This is a genomic window from Acinetobacter sp. YH12140 (genome assembly GCF_013418475.1).
In the GTDB taxonomy this organism is placed as follows: domain Bacteria; phylum Pseudomonadota; class Gammaproteobacteria; order Pseudomonadales; family Moraxellaceae; genus Acinetobacter; species Acinetobacter amyesii.
In genome coordinates this window covers 88661-105732 of record NZ_VPBZ01000010.1, presented here as the reverse complement: position 1 = coordinate 105732, position 17072 = coordinate 88661, and the positions used below count along the sequence as shown (strand labels likewise).

The 17072-nt window shown below is 42.7% G+C and carries 16 protein-coding genes and 3 tRNA genes; 11 read left to right on the top strand and 8 right to left on the bottom strand.

Going from position 1 to position 17072, the window contains the following annotated elements; genetic code table 11:
- Positions 1-169 precede the first annotated feature (169 nt).
- Together guaA and FTU75_RS15225 are read right to left on the bottom strand one after the other, a co-directional pair.
- Complete coding sequence (gene guaA, locus FTU75_RS15230) at positions 170-1738, bottom strand: glutamine-hydrolyzing GMP synthase (RefSeq protein ID WP_180085648.1); 1569 nt, start codon at positions 1736-1738, stop codon at positions 170-172.
- A gap of 212 nt (positions 1739-1950) precedes the next feature.
- A complete protein-coding gene (locus FTU75_RS15225; protein ID WP_078191513.1) occupies positions 1951-2373 on the bottom strand; it encodes a DoxX family protein in 423 nt (140 codons plus the stop codon).
- A gap of 194 nt (positions 2374-2567) precedes the next feature.
- On the opposite strand from FTU75_RS15225, the gene FTU75_RS15220 reads away from it, so the two are divergent.
- Positions 2568-3194, top strand: coding sequence for a DedA family protein (locus FTU75_RS15220; protein ID WP_078191514.1), 627 nt, complete (start codon positions 2568-2570; stop codon positions 3192-3194).
- Between the two features lie 19 nt (positions 3195-3213).
- Here the strand turns inward: FTU75_RS15220 and FTU75_RS15215 are convergent, their stop codons facing one another.
- From FTU75_RS15215 to FTU75_RS15195, 5 genes are all read right to left on the bottom strand, one after another.
- Positions 3214-3807 (bottom strand): LysE family translocator, encoded by a 594-nt coding sequence (locus FTU75_RS15215; RefSeq protein WP_180116331.1) that lies wholly within the window; start codon positions 3805-3807, stop codon positions 3214-3216.
- Between the two features lie 307 nt (positions 3808-4114).
- Complete coding sequence (locus FTU75_RS15210; RefSeq protein ID WP_180026158.1) at positions 4115-4519, bottom strand: hypothetical protein; 405 nt, start codon at positions 4517-4519, stop codon at positions 4115-4117.
- A 13-nt stretch (positions 4520-4532) separates the two neighbouring features.
- Positions 4533-5369, bottom strand: a complete 837-nt coding sequence (locus FTU75_RS15205) for a ParA family protein (RefSeq protein WP_180116330.1) — start codon at positions 5367-5369, stop codon at positions 4533-4535.
- 63 nt (positions 5370-5432) lie between these two features.
- Positions 5433-5825 carry a SirB2 family protein gene (locus FTU75_RS15200; RefSeq protein WP_180024727.1) on the bottom strand — a complete coding sequence of 131 codons (393 nt, stop codon included), beginning with the start codon at positions 5823-5825 and terminating at the stop codon, positions 5433-5435.
- Between the two features lie 8 nt (positions 5826-5833).
- Positions 5834-6145 (bottom strand): BolA family transcriptional regulator, encoded by a 312-nt coding sequence (locus tag FTU75_RS15195; protein WP_078191519.1) that lies wholly within the window; start codon positions 6143-6145, stop codon positions 5834-5836.
- Between the two features lie 241 nt (positions 6146-6386).
- On the opposite strand from FTU75_RS15195, the gene FTU75_RS15190 reads away from it, so the two are divergent.
- From FTU75_RS15190 to FTU75_RS15150, 9 genes are all read left to right on the top strand, one after another.
- Positions 6387-6459 (top strand) — tRNA-Gly (locus FTU75_RS15190).
- Positions 6460-6505: 46 nt separating this feature from the next.
- Positions 6506-6581: transfer RNA gene (locus FTU75_RS15185), tRNA-Gly, on the top strand.
- Between the two features lie 46 nt (positions 6582-6627).
- Positions 6628-6703: transfer RNA gene (locus FTU75_RS15180), tRNA-Gly, on the top strand.
- A 411-nt stretch (positions 6704-7114) separates the two neighbouring features.
- Positions 7115-8317, top strand: a complete 1203-nt coding sequence (locus FTU75_RS15175) for an SfnB family sulfur acquisition oxidoreductase (RefSeq protein WP_180116329.1) — start codon at positions 7115-7117, stop codon at positions 8315-8317.
- 11 nt (positions 8318-8328) lie between these two features.
- Positions 8329-9552, top strand: coding sequence for an SfnB family sulfur acquisition oxidoreductase (locus FTU75_RS15170; RefSeq protein WP_180116328.1), 1224 nt, complete (start codon positions 8329-8331; stop codon positions 9550-9552).
- On the top strand, positions 9552-10988 hold the full coding sequence (locus FTU75_RS15165; protein WP_180116327.1) for an LLM class flavin-dependent oxidoreductase: 1437 nt from the start codon (positions 9552-9554) through the stop codon (positions 10986-10988). Before FTU75_RS15170 ends, FTU75_RS15165 begins: the two co-directional genes overlap by 1 nt.
- A gap of 64 nt (positions 10989-11052) precedes the next feature.
- Positions 11053-11883 (top strand): MetQ/NlpA family ABC transporter substrate-binding protein, encoded by an 831-nt coding sequence (locus tag FTU75_RS15160; protein ID WP_180116326.1) that lies wholly within the window; start codon positions 11053-11055, stop codon positions 11881-11883.
- A gap of 10 nt (positions 11884-11893) precedes the next feature.
- A complete protein-coding gene (locus FTU75_RS15155; RefSeq protein WP_180116325.1) occupies positions 11894-12964 on the top strand; it encodes a methionine ABC transporter ATP-binding protein in 1071 nt (356 codons plus the stop codon).
- Positions 12945-13604 (top strand): methionine ABC transporter permease, encoded by a 660-nt coding sequence (locus FTU75_RS15150; protein ID WP_078191524.1) that lies wholly within the window; start codon positions 12945-12947, stop codon positions 13602-13604. The genes FTU75_RS15155 and FTU75_RS15150 overlap by 20 nt, the downstream gene beginning before the upstream one ends.
- Before the next feature lie 138 nt (positions 13605-13742).
- Here FTU75_RS15150 and FTU75_RS15145 read toward each other — a convergent pair whose 3' ends face one another.
- Positions 13743-15443 (bottom strand): NAD-dependent malic enzyme, encoded by a 1701-nt coding sequence (locus FTU75_RS15145; RefSeq protein ID WP_078194067.1) that lies wholly within the window; start codon positions 15441-15443, stop codon positions 13743-13745.
- A gap of 400 nt (positions 15444-15843) precedes the next feature.
- Between FTU75_RS15145 and FTU75_RS15140 the strand changes: the two genes are divergently transcribed.
- Positions 15844-17055 carry an iron-containing alcohol dehydrogenase gene (locus FTU75_RS15140; RefSeq protein ID WP_180116324.1) on the top strand — a complete coding sequence of 404 codons (1212 nt, stop codon included), beginning with the start codon at positions 15844-15846 and terminating at the stop codon, positions 17053-17055.
- Positions 17056-17072 lie beyond the last annotated feature (17 nt).

Below are 17072 nucleotides of genomic sequence, written 5' to 3'. Positions count from 1 at the left end.
GCCGAGGCGTCCTTTTTTATTAGAAATATCTAGATTTCCCTAGATCGCCGCGAGCATAGCTCTCGGTGTAATTTAGGCAAGAAGCTTCGCTTCTTGAAATCCCTCACTGCCGCGAGCGTAGCTCTTGGCGTAAAACTGGCACGAAGCAGTGCTTCGTGAAACCCCAGTTTTACTCCCATTCAATCGTTGCTGGTGGTTTAGACGATACGTCATAAACAACACGAGAAACTTCAGCAATCTCGTTCATGATACGTGTAGAAATCTTGTCTACAAGATCATAAGGAAGGTGTGCAAAACGTGCAGTCATAAAGTCAACCGTTTCTACAGCACGAAGCGCGATTACCCATGCATAACGACGGCCATCACCTACGACACCCACAGATTTCACAGGTTGGAATACGGCAAATGCTTGTGCAGTTTTGTCATACCAGCCGCTTGCGCGAAGTTCTTGCATGAAGATGTCATCTGCTAGACGAAGGATGTCAGCATATTCTTTTTTCACTTCACCAAGGATACGTACACCTAGACCCGGACCAGGGAATGGATGGCGGTAAAGCATTTCAAATGGAAGACCAAGTGTTGTACCTAAACGGCGTACTTCGTCTTTGAACAAATCACGGATTGGCTCAACCAATTCGAATGCTAAATCTTCTGGTAAACCACCCACGTTGTGATGTGATTTAATCACATGTGCTTTACCTTGTTTGCTTGCCGCAGATTCAATTACGTCTGGGTAAATAGTACCTTGAGCAAGGAAGTTCACACCGTCAAGCTTACGTGCTTCTTCAGCAAACACTTCAATGAATTCACGACCGATGATTTTACGTTTTTTCTCTGGATCAACTTCACCAGCAAGAGCTGTTAAGAAGCGATTTTCAGCGTCGGCACGAATCACGCGGATACCCATGTTTTTCGCAAACATGTCCATCACTTGTTCGCCTTCGTTCAAACGAAGTAAACCGTTATCTACGAATACACAAGTCAATTGGTCGCCAATCGCACGGTGTAAAAGTGCAGCTACAACAGATGAATCGACGCCGCCTGAAAGACCCAATAGAACTTTTTGATCACCAATTTGCTCACGAAGTTGTTCTACGCGAAGATCGATGATGTTTTCTGAGTTCCACAAGTTACGGCAACCACATACGCCATGTACGAAGTTAGACAATAACTCAGCACCTTTCGCAGTATGAGTTACTTCTGGGTGGAATTGGATACCGTAGAAACGACGTTTTTCATCAGAAACCATCGCCACTGGGCAGCTTGGTGTGCTTGCAGTGACTTGGAAACCTTCAGGAATTTGAGTCACTTTATCGCCATGACTCATCCATACTTTTAATTGGTCTTTGGTATCTTCAAGATCACCAATTAAAGCATCACGGACTTTAATATCAACTTCTGCATAACCAAATTCATGCACAGTACCTGGCTCAACTTTACCGCCAAGCTGTTCTGACATGGTTTGTAGACCATAGCAAATACCTAAAACAGGTACACCAAGTTCAAATACAACTTGTGGTGCGCGCGGACTACCTTCTTCATGAACACTTTCTGGACCACCTGAAAGAATGATCCCGTTTGGGTTAAATGCACGAATGTCTTCTTCAGACATATCAAATGCGTACATTTCTGAATAAACACCAGCTTCACGTACACGACGTGCAATAAGCTGACTATATTGAGAACCGAAATCCAAAATCAGGATACGGTCTTCAGTAATTTGGGTATTGGTAGTCATGGCAAACAACTATGCAGGCAACGAATATAAGCGCCGTATTCTAACATTTTTCTTGGACTTTCGCACACTATTCGGACAGGGGCAAAAATCCCAAGCCAAACGGTGTTTTTTACAACACATTTCAGGACTTTACCCATCCGCTTTCAATCAGCGGTAGACATGAAAAAAGCGGCAGAACGCCGCTTTGATGGATGCTCGGACTCATGACAACTTTATTTTGATTTTTCAATCCAATGATCAAAACTGAATTTACCAGCACCATGCAGCATGAGAAATAATAAGCCGCCAGACATCGCCAAGTTTTTCATAAAGTTAATGCCATCTTCAGCACCACCATGGAATAAAAATGCAGTGATTAAACTAAATACGGTTAGACCCAATGCCGCAAAACGTGCTTGAAAACCAAACAATAAAGCTAAGCCGCCACCTAGCTCGACTAAGATAGTAATCGGAAGAAGTCCAGCTGGCACACCCATTGACTCCATATAACCTGCTGTTGCAGTGTAAGCCGTAATTTTCCCCCAACCTGCCACAATAAAAATATAAGCCATTAATATACGTGCAACGAGACTGATCACTGCATTGATTTGCGGCTGTTGACTCAGATTTTTCACCACTAGATTTGGATTAAACATACTGAAACCTATTTTTAATACTGTTCAAAAGATGTGCTTAGATTAGGTCGTTTACTATTCGCTTTAAATATAGTTTTTTAATACCCATCATTCTATTTATAGAACGATTTTATTGATAATTAATTACGTTTTAATACTGACTTTGCTGCCCCAGACTGATAGCATCAGACCACTATTTTACGCATATACGCCCCATGGAACTGATTGATTTTATACTACATGTTGATGACCATTTACTCGAGTTCATTACCAATTATGGCGTATGGATTTATGCAATTCTGTTCCTGATTATTTTTGTTGAAACCGGTTTAGTCGTCATGCCCTTTTTACCGGGTGACAGTCTTCTGTTTGCAGCAGGTGCTCTCGCTGCGTCAACAGGTGCCATGGATCCGTGGGTTTTGGTGATTTTGCTGTTTATCGCGGCAGTCTTGGGCGACACGCTGAACTACCATATTGGTAAATATATTGGCCCACGTGTCTTTGAAATTGAATCACGCTTCATTAACCGTCAACATTTGGTGAATACGCAAAAATTCTTTGAAAAACATGGTGGTAAAACCATTATTTTTGCCCGCTTTATTCCTTTTGCACGAACCTTCGCGCCTTTTGTCGCAGGTGCAGGCAGCATGAACTACAAGTACTTCCTGACTTTTAACATGATTGGTGCGATTTGTTGGGTCGGCTCATTTATCACTTTAGGCTATTTATTTGGCAATATGCCCATCGTGAAAGATAACTTCACCCATCTGATCTTTGGCATCATTATTATTAGTGTTTTACCGGGTGTAATTGGTTTTATTCGAGCAAAATTAAAGAAATAAACCGATGTGGTGAACACCTTTAAGCAAAAAAGCGCAAAACCACAGGGAACATACATAAAATCAGCATCAGGGCCGATCCTTTATACAGAAGATCGGCCTTAATTTTTTGGGTCTTACCGGCCAAAATCGTCCGTCCAAATGACATCCAAAACAACGCAACAGGCAGCAAAACCACACTAAATACAGCGAAAACCAAAATAAAATTTAATGGGCTTGCCCAAGTTTCAATCGGGAAAATACCTGCAGCAAAAAGCAAGGCTTTCGGATTTTTTAATGAGGAAATGAATAATTCACGTGGTTGAATTGAAGGATGTTTTTGATTGTACCGATGTAAATGCGTCGATTTCCACAAATGAAAAGCCAACCATAAAACATAGGCAATACTGAGAAAATGTAGCAAGTGAATTAAATTCGGCCACACTGGAGCGCTTAAATGAATAATCAACGCCCACAAATTAATGGCATAGAAATAGCCCAATAATTCTGCAGGAATCAGCATGCACGTCTTTGCAATGCCTTGTTGATGTGCAGAGCTTGCCATTAGTGCATTGCTAGGTCCCGGCGTCATCATCACCGCAATCATTGCCAATACAAAAAGCCAACTCTCAATCATAAATACCCAGACAATTTTTCAAAGCGCACACCTTAGCCGAAATGATTTTAAAAAAACAAGTACGCGCTAGGTCAGTTTTATCCTTGTACAAGTCAAAGTGATCACGCTGAATATTCAAGATCAGAAGGAGGCATTAAAATTTACGAATGATATTTAATTTAATTTTTTCATAGATTTAAATATTTTATTGGCTCTAAATAGTGAAGTTTATTTGACTCAAAAAAAATGCCAGTAGACGCCTCGCCTACTGACAAATTTTATTACACTTTTCTCATAGCACAGGCCTAAGCCCCTGCTCATGATCCGCTTATGATTTTGCTGCGGTAGCCGAATTTGTGCGAACGATAATCGGACAACCTTTAAATTTTGCTGCCTGTACGATCGCTTCTTGCTCACCTAAAACACGTGAAAGTTCGGTACGTTTGGTATTCGAAGATTGTCCCATATTGACCGAAATACTCGGACCAATGCCCCAACCTCCACGGCTGCCCCAGCCACCACCAAGGCCAACACCGACACCAACGCCTGTGCGCTTCGGCGTTTCTACACCATTTTGAATATAGTCGTGGATTCGGTTGTATTCGCTTTGCAATTGCTGGCAACTCAAAGACTGATACTGTGTAGGTGAAACATAGCTAGGTTTAGGCGTACTTGCACATGCACCCAATACAACAGCAGTGAAAGCAACTAGACCACATTTAAGTGCATTCATACTTTTCTCGATACTACTTTTGCTCAATTTCATTGAACAATGATTGATAGGCTTGCGTCAATTTATGATCTGCAGCCAAATGGATTAAAGGTTGATTTTTATGATGAGATTCTTTCATCAGCACTGAAGGCGGTAACATGCTGTCCAATACAGGAAGACCTTCATCTTTGAGTTGTTGTACAACTTCACGCGGTAACTTCGCCTGTGCTTGAAATTGATTGACCACAATGCCTTCAATTTCCAAACGATCATTATGATCATCCTGCGTTTCCAACACATTTTCGATCAGAGTCTGTAAAGCTCGTTTTGAAAACACGTCACAGTCAAATGGAATCAGCACGCGATCTGCCGCAATCAACGCAGATAAAGTAAAAAAGTTAAAGGCCGGCGGTGTATCAATAAACACTCGATCATATTGACCGCTCATCTGCTGCAAAGCATCACGCAGTTTGTAAATTTTATGCTTAGATTCTAAGGCATGTGCCAACGCACCCAAATTTGGGCTTGCAGGAATTACATCTAAATTTTTAAACGGTGATTGATGTACATAGCTTTCTAGACCTTTAGTACGATTTTTTAAAATCGAACCAATGGCATTTCCCAACAAACCTTTGCTTTGCTGCGAACCCAATACTTCATCAAAATAATTTTCAATATTTGGCTCTAAGGCAGGTTTATCTGCTGAGTAGGTCGCATCATCCCCCAACAAATATTGACTTGAATTGGCTTGAGGGTCGAGGTCAATCACCAAAGTTTTTAAACCTTGGTGCGCGCTTATCGCAGCTAAATTGACCGTAATACTCGATTTCCCCACACCACCTTTTTGGTTAAATACCACACGCGTATGCATTCAAAACCCTCTAATCTTTGTTTTTTTACTCAAGCCTTGAAATCGGCCATGTGGATAAGCCATTTATCCAAAAACTGGTTTAATTATAACCAATGTAATGATGAAAATAAGTGCAACAGCTGCAATAAATAAGCCCGCACGGCGCTGAACCAATAAAACACTGTCATCTTTTTTATACGCTTTAGATAAAGAAGACAGCAACGCTAGAAATAGTACAACTTTGGCATAGAACCATGGCTGCACATCAAAGTTCTTCATAAACAATAAGATAATTCCCGTCACGGCAATTAAAGCCATTGAGCCATGTTGCAATGCAACAAAAAACTTACGACCTGATGGATTCGGTAAATTGCCCTGCGTCCCTTTAAACAGCGTAAAAGCACGAATGAAAATGGCAGCACAGCCTAAAGCCACGCCACACATATGAATGATTTTAATGATTAATTGCGTTTCCATGGTTTACCTTAAGATGACTTAGGTGCATGCGCACATTCAGGGCTAGTGGTGTCTTGACCTTTCCATTCTTCGGGTAAAAAAGCATGAATGGCCAAGGCATGAATTTGCCCCGGACTAAGTAAATCACCTGCTGCGGCATAGACTTTTTGATGACGTTGCACCAAACGTAAGCCTGCAAAAGCCTCACTCACAATCACCGCTTTAAAATGCGACTCTTTACCAGGGAAATAACCACCATGACCTGCGGACTCATTCACCACTTCAAGATGTGTAGGCGCTAATGTCTGTAGACGCTCAATTAATTGCTGTTCTAAACTCAAAACGGCTCTCCCAAATTCAAAAAAAGTTCAACTGGTCTTAGTATAGCCTGTATTTGTTGAAGTTCTTGTATCGCAAAGTTGCTGAAACCGCCTGAATTGCATGATTTCATCAAAATGGAATCCTTTGACCTGCAAAAATATTCCAATTTTCAAACAAATTGTTTTTATTTTATGCAAACGATGCACAGATTTTCATAAAGTTATTGACCTGAAAAATCCTTAATGTATTATACGTGGCTATGCGGGAATAGCTCAGTTGGTAGAGCATAACCTTGCCAAGGTTGGGGTCGGGAGTTCGAGTCTCCTTTCCCGCTCAAAATTTTTTCATTCGGTTTTTATTTAAAAAATTGGATAGACTCCGCGGGAATAGCTCAGTTGGTAGAGCATAACCTTGCCAAGGTTGGGGTCGGGAGTTCGAGTCTCCTTTCCCGCTCCAAATTTTTTTCGATTCAGTTTTTTAGTAAAAAAACAGGATAGACTCCGCGGGAATAGCTCAGTTGGTAGAGCATAACCTTGCCAAGGTTGGGGTCGGGAGTTCGAGTCTCCTTTCCCGCTCCAAATTCAAAAAGCCCTCATCGAAAGATGGGGGCTTTTTTATTGCAGAATGAAAAACATCTGAATCAATTTTCAGCCCTTTTTTAATCTGTGCATAGCTCTATGATGTTAAGTATCAATTGGAGTTCAAAATGGCTGCAACTCAAAAAATAAAAACGGCTAAGCCCCTGTCTTAGATATATTATTTTTAAAGTTGAATATCTACAAAGTTGCTAACACCAGATTTTCATCATCAATCCTCTTGTTGTTTTTCCTACATCTATTGTTCTAAATCAAACACTTATTTTATCAAATTTGCATATTTTTTATGCAGATTAAATGCTAAACAGACATTTTGCTAAGTTAAGAATAATCCATCATTTAAAGAATCACGCATTTACGAGTAGCGTTTTGATATCTATTAAAGGTGTCATTATGTCTCATTTAATCTCTGAAAATATTCATGTTATTGAAAATGACTTAGAAGCAATCCATGCAGCGTATCATGTTGCAGATTTTGCTTTGGAAGGTCGAAATGAACGTGATCAGAACCGCCTGCTGCCTTTTGCAGAAATCGACTTATTCAGTCAAAAAGGTTTAGGTGGCATTCGTATACCCAAGCAATTTGGCGGTGCCTACGTGTCGAACAAGACACTGGCGCAGGTTTTTCGCATTATCAACAAAGCAGATTCTAGCGTGGGCCAAATTCCACAAAACCAAATTGCCTTGCTGTATATGATTGACCTCATGGGAACGGATGAACAAAAAGCCTTTATTTTTAATGAAATTTTACAGGGAAAACGTTTAGCCAATGGTGGCCCAGAGCGCAATACCAAAGACACCAAAACCTTAAATACTACGCTGCGCATTGAAAATGGAACGTATGTTGTTGATGGTGAAAAGTTCTATTCAACCGGCAGTAGTTTTGCAGATTGGTTGGCGATTAAAGCCGTTCACCCTGAAGGTCATGTTGTCCTGACCATTATTGATCGACATGCTACAGGCGTAGAAGTGATTGATAATTGGAATGGTTTTGGTCAGCGCACAACCTCAAGTGGCACCGTCAAACTCAACCATGTAGCAGTAGACCCCCTATTAATTTTTGATGAACGTAAGCTTTCTGCAGGGCCAACGTATCGAGGCGCCTTTTCACAATTGATGCAAGTCGCGATCGATGTCGGGATTGCGGAAGCTGCCTTTGCAGACACCCTTTCTGCGGTACAAAAAGCCCGTCCGATTGTGGATGCACAAGTTGAGAAAGCCAGTTTTGAGCCCTACACCCTACAAGAGGTGGGTAAATCTGCAGTTTTATTGGATGCTGCGATTTTACTTTTAGATGAAGCCGCAGATTACCTCGATGAATTAGATCAGCTTGATCAGGTGAGTGAACAACAAGCCGCTCTAGCTTCGATTCGTGTCGCTGAAGCTAAAATCTATGCCAATGATGCAGCCTTACAGATCTCTGAAAAACTCCTTGAATTAGGCGGCAGCCGTGCAAGTTTGAGTGCCCATAACCTTGATCAACACTGGCGCAATGCCAGAGTACACACCTTACATGATCCTGTGCGCTGGAAGCTGCATACCTTAGGCGACTATTACTTAAATCATAAATTACCTGCACGCCATGCGTGGATTTAAGGAGAATTCTGATGACCTCATTTCCAAATATTAATTCGCTACAGGCCATATCAACAACACCTGCGCATATTATTCAGTCCGATGCAGAAGCACTTGAAATTGCAAAACAATTAGCCGAACAATTTAGAAAAAATGCCGTGCAACGTGATGCCGAACGCATACTCCCTTTTGATGAAATTGAGGCCTATAGCCAATCTGGTCTCTGGGCAATCACGGTTCCCAAAGCTTTTGGCGGTGCCGAAGTTTCAAGTTATACCGTGGCGCAAGTGATTGCGCTTATGAGTGGTGTTGATGGTTCAATTGGACAAATTCCACAAAACCATTTTTATGCATTGGAAGTATTACGAAACACTGGTACAGCTGAACAAAAGCAAAAGCTTTATGCCGAAGTGCTTGCTGGCGCACGTTTTGGCAATGCCTTAGCCGAGTTTAAAACCAAAACCGCTGCGCAAAAACAAACGTCGATTCGCCCTCATGACGATGGTTTTGTGGTGAATGGTGAAAAGTTTTATTGCACCGGCAGTTTATTTGCACATCGTATTCCCACATTGGTCAAAGACCCCGATGGTCGTGAATATTTAGCCTTTATTGCACGTGAAAGTACAGGTTTAGAGCTGATCGATGATTGGACAGGGTTTGGACAGCGCACCACGGGTAGCGGCTCTGTAAAATTTCACCAAGTTGCAGTTCCTGCCATAGATGTCATTCCCTTTGATCGTGCATTTACGGAGCCGACATTGGTTGGGCCATTTGCGCAAATTATGCATGCTGCGATTGAAGTCGGTATAGCCCGCGCAGCCTTTGAAGAAAGTTTGAGCCGCGTACACCAAGCTCGACCATGGATTGATTCAGGTCTTGATCTTGCAAGCGAAGATCCTTTAACCAAATACGAACTCGGTCGCATTGCCGCAGATGTTCGCGCCAGTGAGGTCTTGCTGAAACAAGCCGCTCGTGCCATCGATGCTGCTCGCCCACAGCCCAATGCTGAAAACATCGCAAAAGCCTCATTAGATGTAGCGAAAGTGCGTGCGCATAGTACTGAAACTGCACTGAAAGCGGCTTCAAAATTGATTGAGCTTGCAGGCAGCCGTGGCAGTCAGCGTGAAGATGGCCTAGATCGATTTTGGCGTAATGCACGTGTCCACACCTTGCATGATGCAGGGCGTTGGAAATATTTCTTCATTGCCAATTACCTCCTAAATGGCGTATTGCCCCCACGTCGAGGGACCTTGTAATGAGCGAAATCACCACAGCAGATACCCAATCACATACAGCCAAGAAAATTTTACTGAATGCCTTCGACATGAACTGTGTCGGCCATATCAATCATGGCTTATGGACCCATCCACGCGATGAGTCACACCGCTTTAATGAACTGAGCTATTGGACCGATCTTGCCAAAACCTTGGAGCAAGGGCTGTTTGACGGGCTATTTATTGCGGATATCACCGGGGTCTATGATGTTTATGAAGACAATATCGATCTCACACTTAAAGAGTCGATCCAACTGCCGAGCCATGACCCCAGCACCCTGATTTCTGCAATGGCTGCGGTCACTGAAAACTTAGGTTTTGGTGTAACAGTCAATTTGAGCTATGAAACGCCTTATCAATTTGCACGTCGATTTGCCAGCCTAGACCACCTGACCCAAGGTCGAATCGGCTGGAATATCGTGACTGGATATTTAGATAGTGCAGAACGCCTCATTGGGCAAAAAGGCTTGAAAGATCATGACCTACGCTATGAACAAGCCGAAGAATTTTTGCAGCTTTGCTATAAGTTTTGGGAAGGCTCTTGGGAAAATGATGCGGTTCAAAAAGATAAAGCAAATCGCATCTTTAGCGACCCCAAAAAAGTACATGCCATTCAACACCAAGGGAAGTTCTATCAAAGCCAAGGGGTATTTCAAGTTTCTCCATCGATTCAGCGCACCCCTGTGTTGTATCAGGCCGGTGCTTCACCACGTGGTTTAGCTTTTGCTACGCAACATGCAGAAGGCATGTTTATCGGTGCAGACAGCGCAGAAAAAGTTAAAAATCAGGTACAAAAAATTCGCAGCCAAACCGCAGCGCAAGGTCGTGACCCACAAGCCATCAAATTCTTTGTAGGCATTACGGTGGTGACTGCAGAGACCGATGAGCTCGCCCAAGAGAAATTGGCTGAATACATTCGCTATGCCAACCCTGAAGCGGGACTGGCACACTTTTCCAGTTCGATTGGGATGAATCTCGCCAACTTTGCAGAAGATGAAGCCATTCCATATCAGCAGACCAATAGCATCGCATCGGTCAATCAAAAATTTAAAGAGCAAAAAATCACTCGCCAAGATTTGCGTGCTCAGCACGTTCTAGGTGGGCGATATCCGCTCTTTGTCGGAAGTGGCGCCAACGTTGCAGAACAGTTGATTGATTATTTGGATGAAACTGGCATCGATGGATTTAATCTGACTCGCACCGTTGCACCTGAGTCACACCAAGATTTTATCCGTTTGGTCATTCCTGAATTACAGCAACGTGGTCGCTATAAAACTGCGTATGACACTGGCAGTTTAAGGCAAAAACTGTTTCAACAAGGTGACCATTTAGCGACGACACATCCTGCTCATCGCTACCGATGTCGCACTTCAGACACGTCATCTCAGGCAGCACTTAAAAACGTTGAGACAGCATAAGCTGCAATTAAAAAACAATATTTTAGACAAAAAATTTAATTATTTCGAAATATAGAGGTGTGCCATGGCACAAACAGCAAAATCTAAATTCACACTGATTGGTGTGATCGTAGCCATCTTGGTGATTGGCTTAGTTATTTGGAATCAACAAAAGAAAAGTCATCAAAGTGAATTGGTGATTGGGATTAGCCCATCTTTTGCTAAACCCTTACAAGTCGCCGCAGATGAAGCCAAGCAGCAAGGACTGAACGTGAAATTGGTGGAATTTTCGGACTGGAATACCCCGAATATCACCCTAAACCACGGCGATATTGACGCGAACTTTTTCCAACATCAGCCGTTTCTAGACAATGCAAAAAAAGAAACGGATTTTAAAATCAAAGCCTTTGATGTCGGTGCTGCTACCCATGTCGGACTGTATTCAAAAAAGTATAAAAACTTTGCTGATTTACCCCATAAAGCCAAAGTGGTGATTCCGAATGATCCGGTCAATCAGGGCCGTGCCTTACAACTGTTACAGCAAGCCAAGCTCATTGAACTGAAACAGCCAGATAACTTTTTATCGACTTTAAATGACATTGCAGCGAATCCTAAACAGCTTCAATTTATTGAGGTGGAAGGCCCTCAAACGGCACGTGCAATTGATGATGTCGATCTGGCTTTTGGCTACCCACATTATTTACGTTTAGCAAAAACTGCCGATCCTGAAAATGCATTGTTATTTGACTCCAATACTGACAAGCGTTTTGCCATCTTATTTGCCGTACGTGATGACTATGTAGATCATGATGATAAACTGCGTGAATTTGTCGATATTTATCAAAACTCACCTAAAGTTAAACAAGCATTGGACGCAGATTTTGGTGCAAAACTGTGGTTCCCTGGTTGGAAATAAGGAGTCACTCATGGTGAGTTTCGGTTCATCGGTTGAATTTGCCGTCCCCCATATCCAAATCAAAAATTTAAATAAATTTTATGATGTGCAAGGACAGCAGGTTCATGCCTTAAAAGATATCAATCTGAATATTCCACAAGGCAAAATATTCGGCATTATTGGGAAAAGCGGCGCGGGTAAATCTTCGCTGATTCGAACGCTGAATGGCTTAGAACAAATCAGTGATGGCAGTATTCACATCCATCAACAGGAATTATCAAGCTTAACTCACGCAGAGTTGATTGCTCTGCGTCAGCGTATTGGGATGATTTTTCAGCATTTTAATTTGATGTCTGCCAAAACCGTGTATGACAATATCGCGCTGCCACTTAAAATCGCCAATTTCAGTCAAGCCGATATCGCTCAGCGAGTGAATGAAGTGCTGAAGTTGGTAGGTCTTGAAAATAAAGCAGCGCACTACCCTTCTCAACTTTCGGGCGGGCAAAAACAACGTGTTGGGATTGCACGAGCGTTAGTTCATCATCCAGAAATTTTACTCTGTGATGAAGCGACTTCTGCACTCGATCCTGAAAGTACTTCTGTTGTGCTGTCTTTGCTTAAAGAAATTAATCAAAAGCTCGGTATTACCATTGTGTTGATTACCCATGAAATGCAGGTCATTCGCGAGATTTGCGATCAGGTTGTAGTGATCGATCAAGGCGAAATTGTAGAAGCAGGACAGGTTTGGAAAGTGTTTTCTACGCCTCAACAGCAGATCACACAAGAGTTACTCAACCTTGAACAACTTGATTTACCAAGCGACATTCAGCCACAACCGTCAGATTCAAATGATCAAATCATTTTAAAATTACGATATGAATCGACACTACAACAGTCGCCTGACTTAAAGTTTATTTTTGATCAATTTCACGCGTCAGTACATCTGTATCAAAGTCATATCGATAGTATTCAAGGGCATTTAATTGGCTCGTTGATTGTTGCTGTGGACCACAGCCATTTAGAGATCAACGCCTTATCTGAACAACTTAAACACCATATCGCACAGATTGAGGTACTTGGCTATGCACGACCAACTCATTGATTTACTGATTAGTGGAACCATTGATACTTTACTGATGGTCGGCGTTTCAGCTTTTGTGGCCTTTCTGATCGGCCTGCCTTTAGCGGTCGTATTGGTGTGTAGTGCTGAACACGGGATTTATCCTTCAAAAAGCCTAAACCACACCCTAGGTTGGTTGGTCAATATTACCCGTTCGGTGCCTTTTCTGATTTTAATGGTGGCGCTCATTCCGCTCACGCGCTTTATCGTGGGCACCAGTTATGGCGTTTGGGCTGCCGTCGTGCCTTTAACCCTTGCGGCCACGCCTTTTTTTGCACGCATTGCAGAAGTGAGTTTACGTGAAGTCGATCAAGGTCTGATTGAGGCCGCTCAAGCCATCGGCTGTAACCGCAAACAAATCATTTGGCATGTGCTGCTCCCTGAAGCGCTTCCCGGCATCGTCGCGGGCTTTACTGTGACCTTGGTGACCATGATTAATTCTTCTGCCATTGCAGGCGCTATCGGTGCAGGTGGTTTGGGGGATATTGCTTATCGGTACGGTTATCAACGCTTTGATATGCAAATCATGTTGGCAGTGATTGTGGTCTTGGTCGCGATCGTAATGCTGGTTCAAGCTTGTGGTGATCACATTTCCAACCAGCTCGATAAACGCAAAATTTAAAACGACCCTCACGATTATTTTTCGTATTTCTTAAAAAAAATATGCCTCTATACATAAAAAAATACCCTAATCTGGATTAGGGTATTTTTTCGATCAGTTGCAAAATTGATTCTGTTCAATCAGCATCTTTAGACCAAATTAATAGGTCACACGGACATAATCACGATATTCAGGTTTCCAGAAATTCTCTTCAATGGCCTGTTCTAGTACTTCAATGCTGACATTTGGCGCAACACCATCAGCAATCGCAGCTAATGCCACTTTCAATGCGATTTTCTTCGAAATATCCTGTAAATAATCCAAACTTGGCAATAAATCGGCATTTGGATCTGCCAATTTTGGTGAACAGTCTGCCAACGCCGTGCTCGATGCCATCAGCATATTTTCAGTCACACGTTTCGCCCCAGATGCAATCACACCGAGACCAATCCCCGGGAAAATATAGGAGTTATTACACTGTGAAATCTGATGAATCTTGCCATGATAATTCACTGGTGCAAATGGACTGCCAGTCGCAATCAGGGCCTTACCTTTGGTCCACTCGATAATATCTGCAGGCACCGCTTCGACACGCGATGTTGGATTAGACAGTGGCAACACAATAGGCTGTTCACAATTCGCAGCCATCGTTTCAATGACCTCTTGGCTAAACAGTCCCGGTTGTCCCGAAACGCCAATCAATACAGTCGGTTTAGCATGTGTAACTACATCCAATAGCGAAATGACTGAATCTGCATTTGCCCAATGAGCAACGTTATCCGGTGCTTGCGCAAGTTTGCGTTGGAAATCTAAAAGATTCGGCTGATTTTCAGTAATTAAACCAAAGCGATCGACCATAAACACCCGCGCACGCGCTTGAGCATCGGTTAAACCTTCCGCCACCATTTGCTTGATGATCTGTTCTGCAATCCCACAGCCTGCTGAACCTGCCCCTAAGAATGTGACGATTTGATCTTTGAGCTGCTTGCCTGCTGCACGTGATGCCGCAATTAAACTTCCGACAGACACCGCTGCTGTTCCTTGAATATCATCATTAAAGCAGCAAATTTTATCGCGATATTTTTCCAATAAAGGCATCGCATTTTTTTGTGCAAAGTCTTCAAATTGAATCAGCGCTTTTGGCCAACGTTGTTGAATGGCTTTAATCACGTCATCAACAAATTGATAATATTCTTCACCGCTGATACGAGGCTGACTCCATCCCATATAAATCGGGTCATTCAACAGCTGTTGGTTATTGGTTCCGACATCTAAAGTAATCGGCAATGTATAAGCTGGACTGATCCCACCACATGCGGTGTACAGTGACAACTTACCAATTGGAATCCCCATCCCCCCAATGCCTTGGTCACCAAGTCCAAGAATACGTTCACCGTCCGTAATCACGATCACTTTCACGTTCTTTTTATTCACGTTATGAATAATTTGGTCGATATGATCACGGTCAGGATATGAAATAAAAATCCCACGATGACGACGATAAATATCCGAGAAGCGCTGACAAGCTTCACCCACTGTTGGTGTATAGATGATCGGCATCATCTCACTAAGGTGATTTTCAATTAAGTGATAGAACAGCGTCTCGTTGGTGTCTTGGATATTGCGCAGGTAAATATGCTTATTGATATCACTATTAAATGCACAATATTGCTGATAAGAACGCTGACTTTGCTCTTCAATGCTTTCCGTGACGTGTGGAATTAAACCGTGCAAATTAAAGCTCTTACGTTCATCTTCATTAAACGCAGAACCCTTATTTAAAAGTGGGAGTTCTAAAAGTGTATTTCCGGCATAAGGAATATATAAAGGTCGTTTCGTTTTCAAATTTTCACTGGGCATTACTTAACTCGTTTAATTAATCTTTTGTTTCGCACTGCAAAAAGCGAAATGCACAAAAGTGACTATCTCGTTATTTGTTATAGCCTATCCTGATTCGAGCGCTTTGGGGCATTTAGTAAATTGATAGTAGTTTTAGTTAGATTTTATAATCTGATAACTCGATCATGCATCCAATCATCGCAACGCCTATTTTGGCTTAAACGTATACGACTTTTAGCGAATCTCAGAAAATAGCAAAAATAATTAATGATTAAATTTCAATCAATTAAATAATTTCAATACAAAGCCCTAAATTTGGTAGGTCTTTGGTAGGTGTGAATTTAAAACATCCCTCGCAATACTCAGTTTAGGTGAGTATCACCCATAACAAATGACAATGAATGGTAGAAGGAATCGCACCATGGCTTTTAAAAATATTGCAGATCAAACAAACGGTTTTTACATCCCTTGTGTTTCACTTTTTGGTCCCGGCTGCGCTAAAGAAATTGGTGCAAAGGCGCAAAATCTTGGCGCAAAGAAAGCGCTCATCGTGACCGATGCCGGTCTATACAAATTTGGTGTGGCAGACACCATTGCCTCATATTTAACTGAAGCTGGCGTAGAAAGTCACATCTTCCCGGGCGCAGAACCCAACCCAACTGACATCAACGTGCATAGCGGTGTAGATGCCTATAATGACAATGGCTGTGATTTTATTGTCTCTCTCGGTGGCGGCTCTTCTCATGACTGTGCCAAAGGCATTGGCTTAGTCACTGCCGGTGGTGGTCATATTCGTGACTATGAAGGCATCGATAAAAGTACAGTTCCAATGACTCCACTCATTGCGATTAATACCACCGCAGGTACGGCATCAGAAATGACCCGTTTCTGTATTATTACCAATACCGACACCCACGTTAAAATGGCGATTGTCGATTGGCGTTGTACCCCTCTTATCGCCATTGATGACCCGAAACTGATGATTGCGAAACCTGCGGCGCTCACTGCAGCAACCGGTATGGATGCGTTAACGCATGCGGTCGAAGCTTATGTTTCTACAGCAGCCAATCCTATTACCGATGCTTGTGCAGAAAAAGCCATCAGCATGATCAGTGAATGGCTCAGCCCTGCCGTCGCCAATGGCGAAAACTTAGAAGCGCGTGATGCGATGAGCTATGCACAGTACTTAGCAGGGATGGCATTTAACAATGCATCTTTAGGTTATGTCCACGCGATGGCGCACCAACTCGGCGGCTTCTACAATTTGCCGCATGGCGTATGTAATGCCGTGCTGTTACCACACGTTTGCGAATTTAACCTGATTGCCTGCCCTGACCGCTATGCACGTATCGCGCAGCTCATGGGTGTACCAACTGACGGTCTTACTGTAACTGAAGCAGCTTATGCAGCAATTGCCGCAATTCGTGAACTTTCAGCATCCATTGGTATTCCATCGAGCCTTTCTGAACTTGGTGTGAAAGAACAAGACCTCAGCATCATGTCTGAAAATGCGCAAAAAGATGCCTGTATGCTCACCAACCCACGTAAAGCGACTCATGCTCAAGTGGTTGATATTTTCAAGGCAGCGCTTAAGGCCAATGCCTCTGTGGTCGACTTCAAAGCAGCCGTTTAAGTTAAGCCCAATAGGTC